Genomic DNA, 15,574 nt, shown 5'->3' with positions numbered 1-15,574 from the left:
TGGACTTGCCCCTACAAAACCGGACACCAACTCCCCGTCAAATTGATGCTGCTGCCAAGCGCCTGAACTCCCTCGGTGAGCGATAGTTCAAGGCGCTGTGCGGATGCTGCTCGTTGTAATGCTCGAAGGCAATTGCCAGGTTGCGCAGCGCCGTTTCTCGATCCGGCTTGGGCATGTGCGCAACGTAGTCACGTTTGATCGTCTTCACGAAGCTCTCGGCCATGCCGTTGCTCTGCGGGCTGCGCACCGGGGTGGTCACCGGCTGCAAACCGATCTGTCGAGCAAACAGGCGTGTCTGTTCGGCGGTGTACGCCGAGCCGTTGTCGCTTAGCCATTGAACCGGCGTTGCAGGCAGTTGATCACCGAAGCGTTTCTCTACGCTCTCCAGCATCAAGTCGCGGATGTCATCGCCGCTGTACCCGGTCGGACTCGCGACCCAGCCGATGGCTTCGCGGTCACAGCAATCCAGGGCGAAGGTCACGCTCAGTTTGGCGCCGTCCTCACAGCGGAACTCAAAGCCGTCCGAGCACCAACGCGTATCACTGGTTTGCACCGCAATACGACCCTCGTGCCGACGCGGCACGCCGGGCTGTTTGATGCGCCGCGCCAACAGCAGGTCGTGATCGCGCATGACCCGGTAAACCCGTTTCACATTGATCGCCGGCAGCGACTGGGTTTCACGGGCACGACGCAGCAATCCCCAAACACGACGGTAGCCATAGCTGGGCAGTTCGCTGATCTGTTGCTGGATTTCAACCACCAGATCAGCATCGTCCACAGGCCTGCGGCGCCGTACTTTGAGCGATACCGATTGCTTGATTCGAACCGTTAATTGCGAGCGCGCCACACCGAGACATTCGCTGACCAGCTTCACTGGTCGTCCCCCGGCAACAAGGGTGAGTGCGCAATCCATTTTCGCGACCGGGCGATCTCCACGGCCTCTTTGAGGATTTCTGCTTCCATCGTTTTCTTGCCCAGCATCCGTTGCAGTTCACGGATCTGCTTGAGCGCATCGCTCAACTCCGAGGCGGGCACAACGGCTTCACCGGCACTGACCGCCGACAGACTGCCGTCCTGATATAACTTGCGCCATAGGAACAGCTGGTTGGCATTGATGCCGTTGCGTCGAGCGACCACCGAAACGCTTTGCCCTGGCTCAAGACTCTCGCGAACCATGGCCAGTTTTTGCTCCGGGCTCCAGCGGCGCCGCCGCTCCTGGCCCAAAAGCTCCCCACTCTTGTCGTTGCTATTAGTCATAAACATAACCGTTTGCCTATCCCTTATCGTAAGGGGGAAACGGTGTCCTGTCTTTCATGGGGCTCGTTCACCCAGCGTCAGTTCCTCCAACATGGCCCAGCCTGGCATAAGAGGTGGGTGGACGTAGGTTGCTGGGTAGTAACGGGCGTAGCTTTCTTTAGCTCTTTGGCGTTTAAGGAGGCGTTTTCTCATGTCGTCCGCGCGCAATCGATCGATGCTCTCGCATTCGCGCTGGAAGTGACGCATGGCTGTGGATTGTTTGAGGGACAGCGTCGTAAGCAGCCGCTGATGATCGAACATCTGATGGAACATCTGCGAGTTTATATACCAGTGACTGCCATGGGCGGGCCCCATGTGGTTGCTTATGGCCGAGCGCGATGCTATTTCGACTCTCTCGATGGCATCCATGGTCAGCAAGCGAAGCTGTCGGTCGAAGTCGTAGAGACGAGTTAACTGTTCAAACTGGCTACCGTCACGAAAACGATGGTTGACATCCTCCGGCTGCTGAAACGGCCGCATATAGGGGGTGAGCCGAAAGAAGCTGACCGATTGCAAAAAAGACGCGGCGCCAACCTCGTCCTGAACATTCAATCCGCGGTGCTTGAGCAGCTCAAGCTGGGCAGGAACGTCAATGGCGGGTTTGCTGAATGTCCTCATACCCAAAAAATACCGGGCATAAAAAACCCGCACAATTTGTGCTTGGCTACTGACGCAACCAGAGGCATGGCGGGTGTATTGCCGCAAAGATTAGTGAGCTGCCCGTTTTTTTGCAAGCGGGTTGCGTGGTCAGCAATGAGCGAAACTGTTTGGAAAAGCATGCAGGTCGATTGTCCAAGCCGCGTGCGAAAGGAGGGCATTTTCCATGCGCCTCTTTTCGTTGTCTTAACCAATCTATTGCTGAACATTTGTAAGGTGCAGCTTTAACGCCGCGAATGGTACAGGCTCACCTTGCGAAACTCCCAAGGCTCGGCCAGGTCCGGCAACGTCAGTGCATCGAGTATCTCCAGCCGCCGATAAGCCGGGTGCTGGAAGTCCCGCACGCGCGAGTCCGCCACCAGCGCTTCGCGGCCTCGGCTGAGGAAGTGGTCGAGCAACGGCAGGTTGGCGCGGTCGTAGAGCACGTCGGCGACCAGGATCAGGTCGAAGCGGTCGGCTTCGGCGAAAAAGTCCGGCGAGTAACTCAGTTCCACACCGTTGAGTTCGGCATTCGCCCGGCAGGACGCTAACGCCAGCGGATCCAGGTCGCAGGCCACCACTTCCAGCGCGCCGGCTTTAACCGCCGCAATCCCGGCCACACCGGAGCCCGCGCCGAAATCCAGCACGCGCTTGCCTTTCACCCATTGTGGGTTCGCCGCCAGATACCGCGCCAGCGCCAAGCCGCTGGCCCAGCAAAAACTCCAGTAGGGCGGTTCATGCAGGATGCGCCGGGTTTCCTCGGGGCTGAAGGCGCGGTCCATGTTGTCCGCATCCAGCAGCCACAATGAAAGCGTGGTATCCGGCAGCGGGCAGGGCAGCAGTTGGGCGTCGCCGATCAGCGCGCTCAGGGCGCGCTGCAAGTCCAGCGGCGGCGTCATGGTGCCTTGACGAGTTCCAGGGGGCCGGTGGTCTGGGTGATCGCCTGGGTGATGCGTACGGCAGGCAGGTGCAGGATCAACTGGCCGGATTGGCTGGCACGGCCACGCAATTCAACCCGCGCACCGGCTGGGAACGCCTCGGGGTTGTAGCGCAGGCGGAAGGCCAGGGGCTTGCCATTGCCGGTCAAGACGCTGCTCGCCAATAGTTGTTGCGGGCGCGAACGGTCATCGATCACCAGCAGCGCCATCTCGACTTCGGCGCCGGCCGGCACGTTGGTGAGGCTGCCGCTGATTTCGCGTTGATAGGCGGGCAGGGGACCGAGGTCTTCAATGCCGGGGACTTTTTTCTCTTGTGCGGGCGTCGGTTGAGGGGCGGCCGGCTTGGGGGCTTCGCTGCTGCAGGCGACCAGGACACTGAACACGGTGAGCAAAACAAGTGGTCGTAACTGCATGTACGGCTCCAGAAAAGGACAAAATCCGTGGCTTGAAATATAAGAAACATATAGGCCTGCCTATATACCGTAAAGGCTATGGCTTGTCTTGCCACAGGGATGCGCTACCATGGCCCTCCCTTTTTTTGTTGCCTGCCACCATGCACTGTCCCTTCTGCGGTGCCAACGACACCAAGGTCATTGACTCGCGTCTGGTCGCCGAGGGCGATCAAGTGCGTCGCCGGCGCGAATGCCTGGCCTCTGGCTGCGGTGAACGTTTCACCACCTTCGAAACCGCCGAACTGGTATTGCCGCGCCTGATCAAGTCCGACGGCAGCCGCCAGCCTTTCGACGAAGAAAAACTGCGCGCCGGTATGCAGCGCGCCCTGGAAAAACGCCCGGTGAGTGTCGAGCGGCTGGAGGCGGCGCTGGCGCATATCAAGCACAAGCTGCGCGCCACCGGCGAACGCGAGGTCAAGAGCCTGGTGGTGGGAGAGCTGGTGATGGGCGAGCTGCAAAAGCTCGACGAAGTCGCCTATATCCGTTTCGCCTCGGTGTATCGACGCTTCCAGGACCTCAACGAGTTCCGTGAAGAGATCGACCGCCTGGCCCGTGAGCCGGTCAAAGAATGAACCCACTTTCTGCTGAACAGGCTGTGCTGGACGCCCATTACATGGCCCGCGCCCTCGAACTGGCGCGCAACGGCCTGTACACCACCCACCCCAACCCGCGTGTGGGCTGCGTGATTGTCCGCGCTGGGCAGATTGTCGGCGAAGGCTGGCATGTGCGCACCGGCGAGCCCCATGCGGAAGTGCATGCCTTGCGGGCTGCCGGTGACAAGGCGCGCGGCGCCACGGCGTACGTAACCCTCGAGCCCTGCAGCCACTACGGCCACACCCCGCCGTGCGCCGATGCGCTGGTGAGTGCCGGGCTGGCGCGGGTGGTCGCAGCGATGCAGGACCCCAACCCGGAAGTCGCCGGGCGCGGCATGCAGCGCCTGGCCCAGGCCGGGATCGTGGTGCGCAGCGGCGTGCTGGAAGGTGAAGCCAGGGCCCTGAATAAGGGCTTCCTCAAGCGTATGGAGCATGGCCTGCCGTTTGTGCGGGTCAAGCTGGCGATGAGTTTGGACGGCCGCACTGCCATGGCCAGCGGCGAAAGCCAATGGATCACCGGCCCCGCCGCCCGCGCCGCCGTGCAGCGCCTGCGTGCCGAGGCCAGCGTGGTGCTGACCGGTGCCGACACCGTATTGGCCGACGGCGCACGCCTGACCGTACGCGCCGCCGAACTCGGCCTGGACGACGCCACCACGGCCCTGGCCATGTCGCGCCCGCCGCTGCGTGTGCTGATCGACGGCCGTTTGCGCGTGCCGCTCAACGCACCGTTCTTTAAAGCCGGCCCGGCGCTGGTCATCACCTGTGTCACTGCGGAAAACCAGTTCCCCCGTGGCCCCGAGTGCCTGGTGGTGCCGGGCGTGGACGGCCAGGTCGACCTGCGCTCGGCGCTGGTGGCGCTGGCCGCCCGTGGCGTCAACGACGTACTGGTGGAAGCCGGCCCAAGCCTGGCGGGCGCGTTTGCCCAGCAGGGCCTGGTGGACGAATACGTGATTTTCGTCGCCGGCAAGTTCCTCGGCTCCGCTGCCCGGCCTTTGCTGGACTGGCCACTTGAGAAGCTGGCCGACGCTCCCCAACTCAAGATCACTGAAATGCGCGCTGTAGGCGACGACTGGCGAGTCACTGCCATCCCTGTGCCAGCAGCGAGCGTATAATTCTGACCGGGCGCTCAAGTGCCCGCACCGTTTTCCAGGAGAAGGCCATGTTCACCGGCATTATCGAATCCATCGGCAGCATCCGCGCCATGACCCCCAAGTGCGGCGACGTGCGCCTGCTGGTTGAAACCGGCAAGCTCGACCTCGGCGACGTCAAGCTGGGCGACAGCATCGCCGTCAGCGGCGTGTGCCTGACCGTCGTCGAACTGCCGGGCAACGGCTTTGCCGCCGACGTCAGCCGGGAAACCCTGGACTGCACCGCGATGAACGACCTCAAGGCCGGCAGCCCGGTCAACCTGGAAAAAGCCCTGACCCCGACCACCCGCCTGGGCGGCCACCTGGTCAGTGGCCACGTCGACGGCGTCGGCGAAGTGGTGGCCCGCAGCGAAAATGCGCGTGCCGTGGAATTCCGCATCCGCGCGCCCAAAGAGCTGGCCAAGTACATTGCCCACAAAGGTTCGATCACCGTCGACGGCACCAGCCTGACCGTGAACGCCGTGAATGGCGCCGAATTCGAACTGACCATCATTCCCCACACCCTGAGCGAGACCATCATGGCGTCGTACCAGCCTGGTCGCCGGGTGAACCTGGAAGTCGACTTGCTTGCCCGTTACCTGGAGCGCCTGCTTATGGGCGATAAGGCCGCAGAGCCTGCCGCCGGTAACATCACTGAAAGTTTTCTGGCCGCTAACGGCTACCTGAAATCCTGACCAAGGGGGTGCCCTGTGGCGCTCAATAGCATCGAAGAACTGGTTGAAGACATCCGCCAAGGCAAGATGGTCATCCTGATGGATGACGAAGACCGCGAAAACGAAGGCGATATCATCATGGCCGCCGAGGCCTGCAAGCCTGAGCACATCAACTTCATGGCCAAGCATGCCCGTGGGTTGATCTGCATGCCCATGAGCCGCGAGCGCTGCGAGCTGCTCAAGCTGCCGTTGATGGCGCCGCGCAATGGTTCAGGGTTTGGTACCAAGTTCACCGTATCGATTGAAGCGACCACCGGCGTCACCACCGGCATTTCCGCCGCCGACCGTGCCCGTACCGTGCAAGCCGCTGCCGCCAAGGACGCCAAGGCCGAAGACATCGTCAGCCCCGGCCACATCTTCCCGTTGATGGCTCAACCGGGCGGCACCCTCGCTCGCGCCGGCCACACCGAAGCCGCCTGCGACCTGGCGCGCATGGCCGGTTTCGAGCCCTGCGGCGTGATCTGCGAAGTGATGAACGACGACGGCACCATGGCCCGCCGCGCCGAACTCGAAGCCTTTGCCGCCGAACACAACATCAAGGTCGGCACCATTGCCGACCTGATTCACTACCGGATGATCCACGAACGTACCGTTCAGCGGATTGCCGAGCAGCCACTGGACAGCGAACTGGGCCAATTCAATTTGGTGACCTACCGTGATTCGGTGGAAGGCGACGTGCACATGGCCCTGACCCTGGGCAGCATCTGCGCCGACGAGCCGACCCTGGTGCGCGTGCACAACATGGACCCGTTGCGCGACCTGCTGATGGTCAAGCAACCGGGCCGCTGGAGCCTGCGCGCCGCCATGGCTGCGGTGTCCGAGGCCGGCAGCGGTGTGGTGCTGCTGCTGGGTAACCCGGTGGATGGCGACGTGTTGCTCGCACATATTCGCGAAACCGCCGAGCAGACCCAGGTGAAAACGCCGACCACCTACAGCATCGTCGGCGCCGGTTCGCAGATCCTGCGTGACCTCGGTGTGCGCAAAATGCGCCTGATGAGCGCACCGATGAAATTTAATGCGATATCCGGATTCGATCTGGAAGTTGTAGAATACGTGCCCTCCGAATAAAGGCCGGCGCTTTTTGCCCCTTGTTCGCGGTTAAATCATCACTGAGGGACGCATTTTTCGCGTCCCGGCTCTTTAAGAGATTTGTCGAATGACCCTGAAGACCATCGAAGGTACCTTCATCGCCCCCAAAGGCCGCTATGCCCTGGTGGTTGGCCGCTTCAACAGCTTCGTGGTTGAAAGCCTGGTAAGCGGTGCCGTGGATGCCCTGGTTCGCCACGGTGTGAGCGAGAGCGACATCACTATCATCCGCGCCCCTGGCGCCTTCGAAATTCCACTGGTTGCGCAAAAAGTTGCTCAGCAGGGTGAATACGCGGCGATCATCGCCCTGGGCGCGGTCATTCGTGGCGGTACTCCGCACTTCGAATACGTGGCCGGCGAATGCACCAAGGGCCTGGCCCAGGTGTCCATGGAGTTCGGCGTGCCAGTCGCTTTCGGCGTACTGACCGTGGACTCCATCGAGCAAGCCATCGAGCGTTCCGGCACCAAGGCCGGCAACAAAGGCGCTGAAGCTGCCCTGTCCGCCCTGGAAATGGTCAGCCTGCTGTCGCAGTTGGAGGCCAAGTGATTTCCGACGAGAGCGATTGCTTCAACCCACGCGACGAGCGCCCAGCGGACGCCGGCAAGCCGTCGAAAAGCGAAAAGCGCCGTGCTGCCCGCCAGCTCGCCACCCAGGCGCTGTACCAGCGTCACATGGCTGGTACCTCGCTGAACGAGATCGAAGCGCAGTTTCGCGTCGATAACGACTTCACGTTTGCCGACCAGAGCTACTTCCACGACATCCTGCACGGCGTTCCGGCCAACCTGGCCGAGATCGATGCGGCATTGACGCCGTGCCTGGACCTGACCCTCGAAGAACTGGACCCGGTTGAACTGGCTGTACTGCGCCTGTCCACCTGGGAGCTGCTCAAGCGCGTCGACGTGCCGTACCGCGTGGTGATCAACGAAGGCATCGAACTGGCGAAAGTCTACGGTTCGACCGACGGTCACAAGTTCGTCAACGGCGTGCTCGACAAGCTGGCCCCGCGCCTGCGTGAAGCCGAAGTGAAGGCGTACAAGCGCTAACCTGCGCTTGAGTCCTGAATGGGCGAGTTCGAGCTGATCCACCAGTACTTCGCCGCCGCGCCGTGCGCACAGGGCGGCGAGGGCATTGCCCTGGGGATCGGCGACGACTGTGCCCTGCTGGCGCTCCCCGCCGGGGAGCAACTGGCAATTTCCACCGATACCTTAGTGGCCGGCGTGCACTTTGCCGACCCCTGCGACCCGTTCCTGCTCGGCCAGCGCTCGCTGGCCGTGGCGGTCAGCGACCTGGCCGCCATGGGCGCCCACCCCCTCGCGTTTACCCTCGCACTCACTACGCCGACCGTCGATGCCGATTGGCTGCAACGCTATGCCCAGGGGTTGAACGCCATGGCGCAAAACTGCGGTGTGGGCCTGGTGGGCGGCGACACCACGCGCGGTCCGCTGAGCCTGACCCTGACCGTGTTTGGTCGTGTCCCGGCCGGTCAAGCGTTGACCCGCAGCGGCGCACAGCCGGGCGACCTCTTGTGTGTCGGCGGCGAGTTGGGTAATGCCGCCGGTGCCTTGCCGCTGGTATTGAGGCAGCGCAGCGCCGATGCCGCGATTGCCGACCCGCTGCTGGCCCATTACTGGTCGCCACAACCGCAGTTGGCCTTGGGCTTGGCTCTACGGGGCAAGGCCACATCGGCGATGGATATTTCTGACGGTCTTCTGGCCGATTGCGGGCATATCGCCAAGGCCTCGGCTGTCAGCCTGTTGATCGAGCGCCAGAAGCTGCCGCTGTCCCACGCGTTGCTGGCGTTTGTCGGTGATGACGAGGCGCGGGTCGCCGCATTGAGCGGCGGCGATGACTACGTGCTGGTGTTCACCCTGCCGCCCGTCGAGTTGGCGCCGTTGCTGGCTGACGGTTGGCCGGTGCATGTTATCGGCCAGGTCCAGGCGGGGCAGGGCGTAACGCTGCTTGACGCTCTCGGGCAAGACATCACCCCGGCCATCCGGGGCTATCAACATTTTTGCCCGGCACCTTGAATCGCGTGCTGCGCTACGCTCTATTACGTCGTTCTGGATGCTGGATTTGCAGGAGATCATCGCCATGGATGTACGCCGCTGGCTGCTGATGCTGCTGTGTGCCCTTCCGGCATGGTCCCAGGCGCAGGAGGTGCCGGTGGTGCCCGGCAAGGTCATGCTGGCCAGCGAGGCCTGGGACGACTACACCAATGCCGACGGCAGCGGCCTGGCCTGGGATGTGTTGCGGCACGTCTTCGAACCGGTCGGGATCACCCTGCAAACCCGCATTGAGCCCTATACCCGCTCGGTCGGCCTGGCCCAGCGCGGTGAAGTGGATGGCTGGGTCGGTTCCTACCGCGATGAAGTCAAGGGTGTGCTCTACCCGCACTGGAACTTCGATTCCGACCCCATCTACGCCCTTGGGCTGGCGACCTCGCCGATACCGAGCGCCGCGACGCTGGGGGATTATCGCCTGGCCTGGGTGCGGGGCTACAAGTACGAGGCGTATTTGCCCCATGTGCGCCGTTTCAATCAGATCCAGCGGCGCGATGGTATCTTGCCGATGCTGCAGCACGGTCGTGTCGACTTCTACATTGATGCGCTCACCGAAGCCCGATACATCCTCAGTCAGGCGGATGTCCCGTCCCAGTTCCGACTTACCCACATCATTGACCTGCCGCTCTACGTGGGTTTTGCCGATACCGAGCGTGGGCGGGCATTACGCACCGTGTTTGACCAGCGCATGGCGGTCCTGGTGAACAGCGGCGAGCTGAAGCCGATTTTCCTGCGCTGGAAACTGCCTTATCCGTTCTGACCTGCATAGAACCGGGACGAAGGCCAATCAAACCGATTGATCTTTATCAGCGATAATTCAGCTTAAGCGTCTGTAGGAACCTGCTGTTACAATGCCCGCCTCTGTGAAATCTGAAATCAGGAGCACACGGTGCCCGTCGTTTTCGTCGCTGCTTCCAAGCTGCCTACCCCTTTTGCCACGTTCACCATGAGCGGCTTTCTCGAAGAAGCCACCGGGCGCGAGCACGTTGTGCTCAGCCTCGGCGATATCGCCGATGGCGCACCGGTTCTCGGTCGCGTGCACTCCGAGTGCCTGACCGGCGATGCGCTGTTCAGCCAGCGCTGTGACTGCGGCTCGCAACTTGAAGCGGCGATGCGCGCCATCGCCCGTGAAGGCCGTGGGGTGCTGTTGTACTTGCGTCAGGAAGGCCGTGGCATTGGCCTGCTGAACAAGATTCGCGCCTACGAGCTGCAAGACGGCGGCGCCGATACCGTCGAGGCCAACGAGCGCCTGGGCTTCGCCGCCGACCAGCGTGACTACGCGATCTGCCTGCCGATGCTGGAGCACCTGGGCGTGAAGTCCCTGCGCCTGATGACCAACAACCCGCGCAAGGTCAAAGCCTTGACCGAGATGGGCATCACCGTGGCCGAGCGCGTACCGCTGCACACCGGGCACAACCCGCACAACAAGCTCTACCTGGCGACCAAGGCCAGCAAGCTCGACCACATGATGGGCAACGAACATCAAGGCGAGGTCGACCGCGCGTGACCCGTGGCCAGGTGAAACGGCGACTGTCCTTCAACTGGTGGCAGTACCTGGCCCTGGCGCTGCTCCCGCTGTTCGTGATCAACCTGCTGTTTGGCCAGGCCGAGCCCTTGTTGCCGGTGCTGGCCATGCCGTTCTTCATCGCCGGCGTGGCGTCGATGTTTCTCAGCCTGCGCTACTTCAACGGCTATAAACACGCCCTGATCGCCACCTCCAAAGCCCTCGATACCGCTGAAGAACCGGCTGCCTGGATCACCCTGGCGGCCCGTCGGCGCACGGCCTTGATGGTGGCGGCCGTGCCGGCGTGGGTGGGCGCACTGGCGGTGTTCGTCGGCCTGGAGGCGGTGCCGCTTTTCCTGTTGGCGCTGTCGACGACGGTGCTGTTTTACCTCTACCGCATCCCGCGTCAGTTGGGATGATGCGCCGCTGGCTGGCGATTCTGCTGCTGGCATTCAGTGCCCAGGGCCTGGCGGTCGAACGGGTCGTGAGCCTGGCGCCCTCCCTGTCTGAAATCGTGGTTGAGCTGGGTGCTACCGACCTGCTGGTGGGCGTGCTCGATGGCGGTGAGCGGCCAGCGGCGCTGGCGAACGTGCCGTCGGTTGGGCGTTATGGGCAGTTGGACATGGAGCGCCTGCTGAGCCTCAAGCCCGACCTGATCCTGCTCTGGCCCGGCAGCGTCGGCCCCGCCCAGCGCGAGCAACTGCAGCGCCTGAATATCCCGGTGTATGTCGCCGAACCCCATAGCCTTGAACAAATGACCACCCAGGTCCAGGCCATCGCCGAGCAATTGGGCCGTGCCGACGCCGGCCGGCAATTGGCCGCGCACCTGCGCCAGCGCCTGGCGCAGTTGCGTCAGCGTTATCAGCGGGCCGAACCGTTGCGGGTGTTCTACCAGGTGTGGAACCAGCCGCTGTACACCGTGGGCGGCGGCCAGATCATCAGCGACGCGCTGAGCGTGTGCGGTGCGCGCAATGTGTTTGACGACCTGAAGCTGCCCGCGCCGCAGGTCAGCATCGAGTCGGTATTGCAGCGCAATCCCGAGATGATCCTGGTGGGCGATCAGGCTCAGAGGGAAGCCTGGAAGATCTGGCCAGCGATGGCGGCGCGGGTGCGGCTGGTTCCGGATAAAGGCCTGGAACGGCCCAGCGGGCAGATGCTGGAAGCGCTGGCGCGGCTGTGTCAGGTGATCGCTCCGAGCCGTTGAGACCAGTCCGGGCGACAATCAGATTTCAGGTGTCCAGGTCACGCCAAACATCCACGTCCGGCCTTCTTCACGGTAATCGTGATTGTTGACGAATGCCGGATCGTTGTAGCTGTAGCGCGCCCGCGCATAAGACTTGTCCAGCAGGTTGTCGACCTTCAGCGACAGCCCCACTTCCCGCGTCACCGCCCAACTGCCGCGCAGCCCGAGCAACCCATAGCCGCCCAGGCGCTGGGTGTTGGCTTCATCGTCATAGCTGTGGCTGATCGCCTGCCAACTGGCGCCCACGCCCACCTGGTCGAATTGCCGGTCCAGGTCCAGGCTCAACGTACGCCGCGCCCGGCGGGCCAGGGTGTGGCCACTGTCGCGGTCGCGCGGGTCGATGATCGACAGTCCGAGGTTGCCTTGCCAGCCGAACAGGTCCTGCTTGAGCGCCGCCTCAACACCGTTGAGGCGTGCCGACGCCACATTCTGCGGCTTGCCGGTTTGGTCGAGAATGATCGCATCGCTCAAATCGGTGCGGTACAGGGACGCTTCCAGGCGCGTGCTGTCACTCAACTGGCTGCGCCACTGCAGTTCGTAGCTCTTTGATGTTTCGGGCTGCAGGTGGGGGTTGCTGTACTTCGTGTCCGGATAATAGAGGTCGTTGAAGGTCGGCGCGCGGAAGCCTTCGCTGTAGCTCAGCAGCACGTCATTGTCGGGGTTGACCGGCAAGGTCAGGATGCCGCTCCAGCTGTTCTGCCCGCCGAACTGCTGGTTCTGGTCGTGACGCAGGCCCAGTTCGGTGGAAAACCACGCGCTGTGAAAGCGATGCTGCATAAAGGCGGCGCGGTTCCAGCGGCTGTTTTCGGTAAAGGTGGTGGAGCCGTGGAAGCGGTCTTCGTACCAGTCGCCGCCGAGGATCAGGCTGTTCTGCTCATCCAGCCTCAGGTCGTTCTGCCAGTTGACCGAATCACGGTAGGTGTTGAATACGCTGAAATCCTCGCTGAGGGTGTCGCGCTTGGTGTCGCGGTTCTCGCTGTGGCCCAGCTCCAGGCGCGATTGCCAGTGCTCATTGAGCGTGGCGTCGACATAGCCGCTGGCGCTGCTCACGGCGTAGTCGGTGTAGGGTTTCTGGCTAACGGTTTGCCCGGTGGCGGCGTCGTAGCGGCCGAAGCTGTTGTCGTACTCCGATTTGCCGCGGTTATCCAACAGATTGAAGCCCACCTCCAGTTCATCGCTGAAGGAGTGGCTGAGGTTCAGGCTCACGGACTGGTTGCGATAAGCATCATGGTCACCGTCGCTGGGGAACGACTGGCGGGTTGAGTTGATGCCGGCAGTGTCATCCAGGCTCGCGCCCAGGTTGAAGCGCGTCTGTTTGTCACCGCCCGAAAGGCCAAGGCTGCGCTCCCAGGTGTTGTGGCTGCCGAACCCGAGTTTCACGCGCGGTTGCACGCCTTGCTCGGCATTGCGCCGGGTGAATACCTGGATCACGCCGCCAATCGCGTCGCTGCCGTAGATCACCGAGCGCGAGCCGCGCAGCACTTCCACCCGCTCAATCTGGTCGACGTTGAGGTATTGCAGGCCGCTGTCGCCGGAGGTGGTGTTGGCGATGCGCTGGCCGTCTACCAGCACCAGGCTTTGGGCGGACTTGGTGCCCCGCAGGTAGATGCCCGGCAAATTGCCACGGCCGCCGGAGGGTGCGACTTGTACACCGGGCACACGGCTGAGCAGGTCGGTGAGGCTGGTGGGTTGCAGGCGGTCGATGTCGTCGCGGGTGAACACGGTGTTGGCGGCGCTGCTGTCGTTGCGTGCCTGGACCTGGCGGTTGGCGCTGATGACGACGTCGGGGAGTTTCAGGGCGTTGTCGCGGGTGTCGGAGAGCAATTCAGGGGAGGGCAGAAGCAGCAGGGCAAGGTACAGGTGTTTCATGGGCTGTCCATAGCGCTTGAGGATGGCACCAATCAAATGTGGGAGGGGGCAAGTCGAATCGTCGCACCGCCCCTCCCACATTGGGTCCCGGTTTCTACTGGGCCAGCAGCGCCAGGCGCTCGCGCACCGAAGCCTCGATCCCTGCTTCATCCAGCCCGCACTCAGCCAGCATCTGCGCCGGCTTGGCATGTTCGACGTAGGTATCCGGCAAGCCCAGGTGCAGCACCGACCTGAGGATGTTTTCCCGCGCCAGGAACTCACTGACCGCCGCACCGGCACCGCCCATGATGGCGTTCTCCTCGACGGTCACCAGCAGCTCATGACTGCCGGCGATGTCGCGCACCAGGGCTTCATCCAGCGGCTTGACGAAGCGCATGTCGACCACGGTGGCGTCGATCTTCTCGGCCACCTTGAGCGCTTCGGCCAATTGCACGCCAAACACCAGGAACGCGGTCCTGCTGCCCTGGCGACGCACAATGCCCTTGCCGATTTCGATCGGCTCCAGGTCCTTCTCGATCAGCGCGTTGGGGCCGTTGCCCCGTGGGTAACGCACGGCGGCCGGGCCGTTATACAGGTGGCCGGTGCTGAGCATCTTGCGCAGTTCGTTTTCGTCGCTCGGCGTCATCACCAGCATGCCGGGGATGCAGCGCAAGTAGGACAGGTCGAAGCTGCCCGCGTGAGTCGGGCCGTCTTCGCCGACTAGACCGGCGCGGTCGATGGCAAACAGCACGTCGAGGTTCTGCACGGCGACGTCATGCACCAACTGGTCATAACCCCGCTGCAGGAACGTTGAGTAGATTGCCACCACCGGCTTGGCGCCTTCGCAGGCCATACCGGCCGCGAACGTGACAGCGTGCTGCTCGGCAATGGCCACGTCGAAATAGCGCAGCGGGAAACGCTCGCTGAACGCCACCAGGTCGGAGCCTTCCTTCATCGCCGGGGTAATGCCCACCAGGCGTGGGTCGACGGCGGCCATGTCACACAACCATTCGCCGAACACACCGGAGTACTTCGGCCCGCTGGCTTTTTTCGGCGCAGCGGCGGGGGCGTCCAGGGGTTCCAGCTTGGTGATCGCGTGGTAGCCGATCGGGTCGACTTCCGCCGGGGCGAAGCCTTTGCCTTTCTTGGTGACGATGTGCAGGAACTGCGGGCCCTTGAGGTCGCGCATGTTGCGCAGTGTGGCAATCAGGGTCGGCAGGTCATGGCCGTCGATGGGGCCGATGTAGTTCCAGCCCAGCTCTTCGAACAGCGTGCCGGGGACCAGCATGCCCTTGGCATATTCTTCGGTACGCCGGGCAATTTCCCAGGCGCCGGGCAGACGCGAGAGCACCTTCTTGCTGCCTTCGCGCATGCTGGCATAGGTGCGGCTGGAGAGAATCTTGGCCAGGTAATTGGACAGGCCACCGACATTGCGCGAGATCGACATGTCGTTGTCGTTGAGGATCACCAGCATGTTGGCGTTCACTTCCGGCGCATGGTTCAGCGCTTCGAAGGCCATGCCGGCAGTCAGCGCGCCATCACCGATCACGGCGATTGCCTTGCGGTCGCTGCCTTGCAGCCGGGCGGCAATCGCCATGCCCAGCGCTGCGCTGATCGAGGTGCTGGAGTGGCCGACGCCAAAGGTGTCGTACTCGCTTTCGGCGCGGCGCGGGAAGGCGGCAACGCCGTCCTTCTGACGCAGGGTGCCCATGCGCTCGCGGCGGCCCGTGAGGATCTTGTGCGGATACGCCTGATGGCCCACGTCCCACACCAGCCGGTCATCCGGGGTGTCGAACACGTAGTGCAACGCGATGGTCAGCTCGATGACGCCCAGGCCGGCACCGAAATGCCCACCGGTCTGGCCGACCGTGTAGAGCAATTCCAGGCGCAACTCATCGGCCAGGGTTTCCAGCTCGGCTTCACCCAGACGACGCAGGCCGTCCGGCGTGGCAGCACGGTCGAGCAGGGGCGTGGACGGGCGCTTGCGGGGAATCTCTTGAAACGTCGTGGGCATCAGGCGAATCGTTATAGGTATAGAAGAGGCGGCAGTTTACCT

17 protein-coding genes are annotated in these 15,574 nt (G+C 63.0%); 11 read left to right on the top strand and 6 right to left on the bottom strand.

The window, feature by feature from the left end:
• Positions 1–37: 37 nt before the first annotated feature.
• The 4 genes from BFQ01_RS31255 to BFQ01_RS08365 form a co-directional block, all read right to left on the bottom strand.
• Positions 38–1,257 (bottom strand): IS3 family transposase gene (locus BFQ01_RS31255; RefSeq protein WP_370467938.1). Its coding sequence is split into 2 segments (ribosomal slippage): positions 38–912 and positions 912–1,257, totalling 1,221 coding nucleotides; the frame shifts between segments, so codons are not numbered across the junction.
• A 54-nt stretch (positions 1,258–1,311) separates the two neighbouring features.
• Complete coding sequence (locus tag BFQ01_RS08375; protein ID WP_256097711.1) at positions 1,312–1,914, bottom strand: Abi family protein; 603 nt, start codon at positions 1,912–1,914, stop codon at positions 1,312–1,314.
• Between the two features lie 263 nt (positions 1,915–2,177).
• Positions 2,178–2,831 (bottom strand): class I SAM-dependent methyltransferase, encoded by a 654-nt coding sequence (locus BFQ01_RS08370; RefSeq protein WP_065924910.1) that lies wholly within the window; start codon positions 2,829–2,831, stop codon positions 2,178–2,180.
• Complete coding sequence (locus tag BFQ01_RS08365) at positions 2,828–3,283, bottom strand: YbaY family lipoprotein (RefSeq protein ID WP_027605189.1); 456 nt, start codon at positions 3,281–3,283, stop codon at positions 2,828–2,830. The genes BFQ01_RS08370 and BFQ01_RS08365 overlap by 4 nt, the downstream gene beginning before the upstream one ends.
• A 140-nt stretch (positions 3,284–3,423) precedes the next feature.
• Between BFQ01_RS08365 and nrdR the strand changes: the two genes are divergently transcribed.
• The 11 genes from nrdR (at position 3,424) to BFQ01_RS08310 (ending at position 11,631) form a co-directional block, all read left to right on the top strand.
• Positions 3,424–3,894, top strand: a complete 471-nt coding sequence (gene nrdR / locus BFQ01_RS08360; RefSeq protein ID WP_027605190.1) for a transcriptional regulator NrdR — start codon at positions 3,424–3,426, stop codon at positions 3,892–3,894.
• Positions 3,891–5,027, top strand: coding sequence for a bifunctional diaminohydroxyphosphoribosylaminopyrimidine deaminase/5-amino-6-(5-phosphoribosylamino)uracil reductase RibD (gene ribD, locus BFQ01_RS08355; protein WP_065924909.1), 1,137 nt, complete (start codon positions 3,891–3,893; stop codon positions 5,025–5,027). The genes nrdR and ribD overlap by 4 nt, the downstream gene beginning before the upstream one ends.
• A gap of 47 nt (positions 5,028–5,074) precedes the next feature.
• Entirely contained in the window at positions 5,075–5,737 is a 663-nt protein-coding gene (locus tag BFQ01_RS08350) for a riboflavin synthase (protein WP_065924908.1), read from the top strand.
• 15 nt (positions 5,738–5,752) lie between these two features.
• The gene (gene ribBA / locus BFQ01_RS08345; protein ID WP_065924907.1) at positions 5,753–6,844 is read left to right on the top strand and encodes a bifunctional 3,4-dihydroxy-2-butanone-4-phosphate synthase/GTP cyclohydrolase II; all 1,092 of its coding nucleotides are present in this window, start codon (positions 5,753–5,755) and stop codon (positions 6,842–6,844) included.
• 88 nt (positions 6,845–6,932) lie between these two features.
• The gene (gene ribE, locus BFQ01_RS08340; protein WP_003176356.1) at positions 6,933–7,409 is read left to right on the top strand and encodes a 6,7-dimethyl-8-ribityllumazine synthase; all 477 of its coding nucleotides are present in this window, start codon (positions 6,933–6,935) and stop codon (positions 7,407–7,409) included.
• Complete coding sequence (gene nusB / locus BFQ01_RS08335) at positions 7,406–7,906, top strand: transcription antitermination factor NusB (protein WP_027605194.1); 501 nt, start codon at positions 7,406–7,408, stop codon at positions 7,904–7,906. The genes ribE and nusB overlap by 4 nt, the downstream gene beginning before the upstream one ends.
• 18 nt (positions 7,907–7,924) lie before the next feature.
• A complete protein-coding gene (gene thiL / locus BFQ01_RS08330) occupies positions 7,925–8,890 on the top strand; it encodes a thiamine-phosphate kinase (protein WP_065924906.1) in 966 nt (321 codons plus the stop codon).
• A 64-nt stretch (positions 8,891–8,954) separates the two neighbouring features.
• The gene (locus BFQ01_RS08325; protein ID WP_065924911.1) at positions 8,955–9,683 is read left to right on the top strand and encodes a substrate-binding periplasmic protein; all 729 of its coding nucleotides are present in this window, start codon (positions 8,955–8,957) and stop codon (positions 9,681–9,683) included.
• A 129-nt stretch (positions 9,684–9,812) separates the two neighbouring features.
• Complete coding sequence (ribA, locus tag BFQ01_RS08320) at positions 9,813–10,430, top strand: GTP cyclohydrolase II (RefSeq protein WP_065924905.1); 618 nt, start codon at positions 9,813–9,815, stop codon at positions 10,428–10,430.
• Positions 10,427–10,846, top strand: coding sequence for an MFS transporter (locus tag BFQ01_RS08315; RefSeq protein ID WP_065924904.1), 420 nt, complete (start codon positions 10,427–10,429; stop codon positions 10,844–10,846). Before ribA ends, BFQ01_RS08315 begins: the two co-directional genes overlap by 4 nt.
• Complete coding sequence (locus BFQ01_RS08310) at positions 10,843–11,631, top strand: cobalamin-binding protein (RefSeq protein ID WP_065924903.1); 789 nt, start codon at positions 10,843–10,845, stop codon at positions 11,629–11,631. The genes BFQ01_RS08315 and BFQ01_RS08310 overlap by 4 nt, the downstream gene beginning before the upstream one ends.
• Positions 11,632–11,649: 18 nt before the next feature.
• Here BFQ01_RS08310 and BFQ01_RS08305 read toward each other — a convergent pair whose 3' ends face one another.
• Entirely contained in the window at positions 11,650–13,539 is a 1,890-nt protein-coding gene (locus tag BFQ01_RS08305; RefSeq protein ID WP_065924902.1) for a TonB-dependent receptor domain-containing protein, read from the bottom strand.
• Between the two features lie 94 nt (positions 13,540–13,633).
• The gene (dxs, locus tag BFQ01_RS08300) at positions 13,634–15,532 is read right to left on the bottom strand and encodes a 1-deoxy-D-xylulose-5-phosphate synthase (protein ID WP_065924901.1); all 1,899 of its coding nucleotides are present in this window, start codon (positions 15,530–15,532) and stop codon (positions 13,634–13,636) included.
• Positions 15,533–15,574 lie beyond the last annotated feature (42 nt).

The sequence above is a fragment of the Pseudomonas sp. 8 R 14 genome, assembly GCF_900005955.1.
In the GTDB taxonomy this organism is placed as follows: Bacteria; Pseudomonadota; Gammaproteobacteria; order Pseudomonadales; family Pseudomonadaceae; genus Aquipseudomonas; species Aquipseudomonas marginalis.
This window is presented reverse-complemented; position numbering and strand designations above follow the sequence as displayed.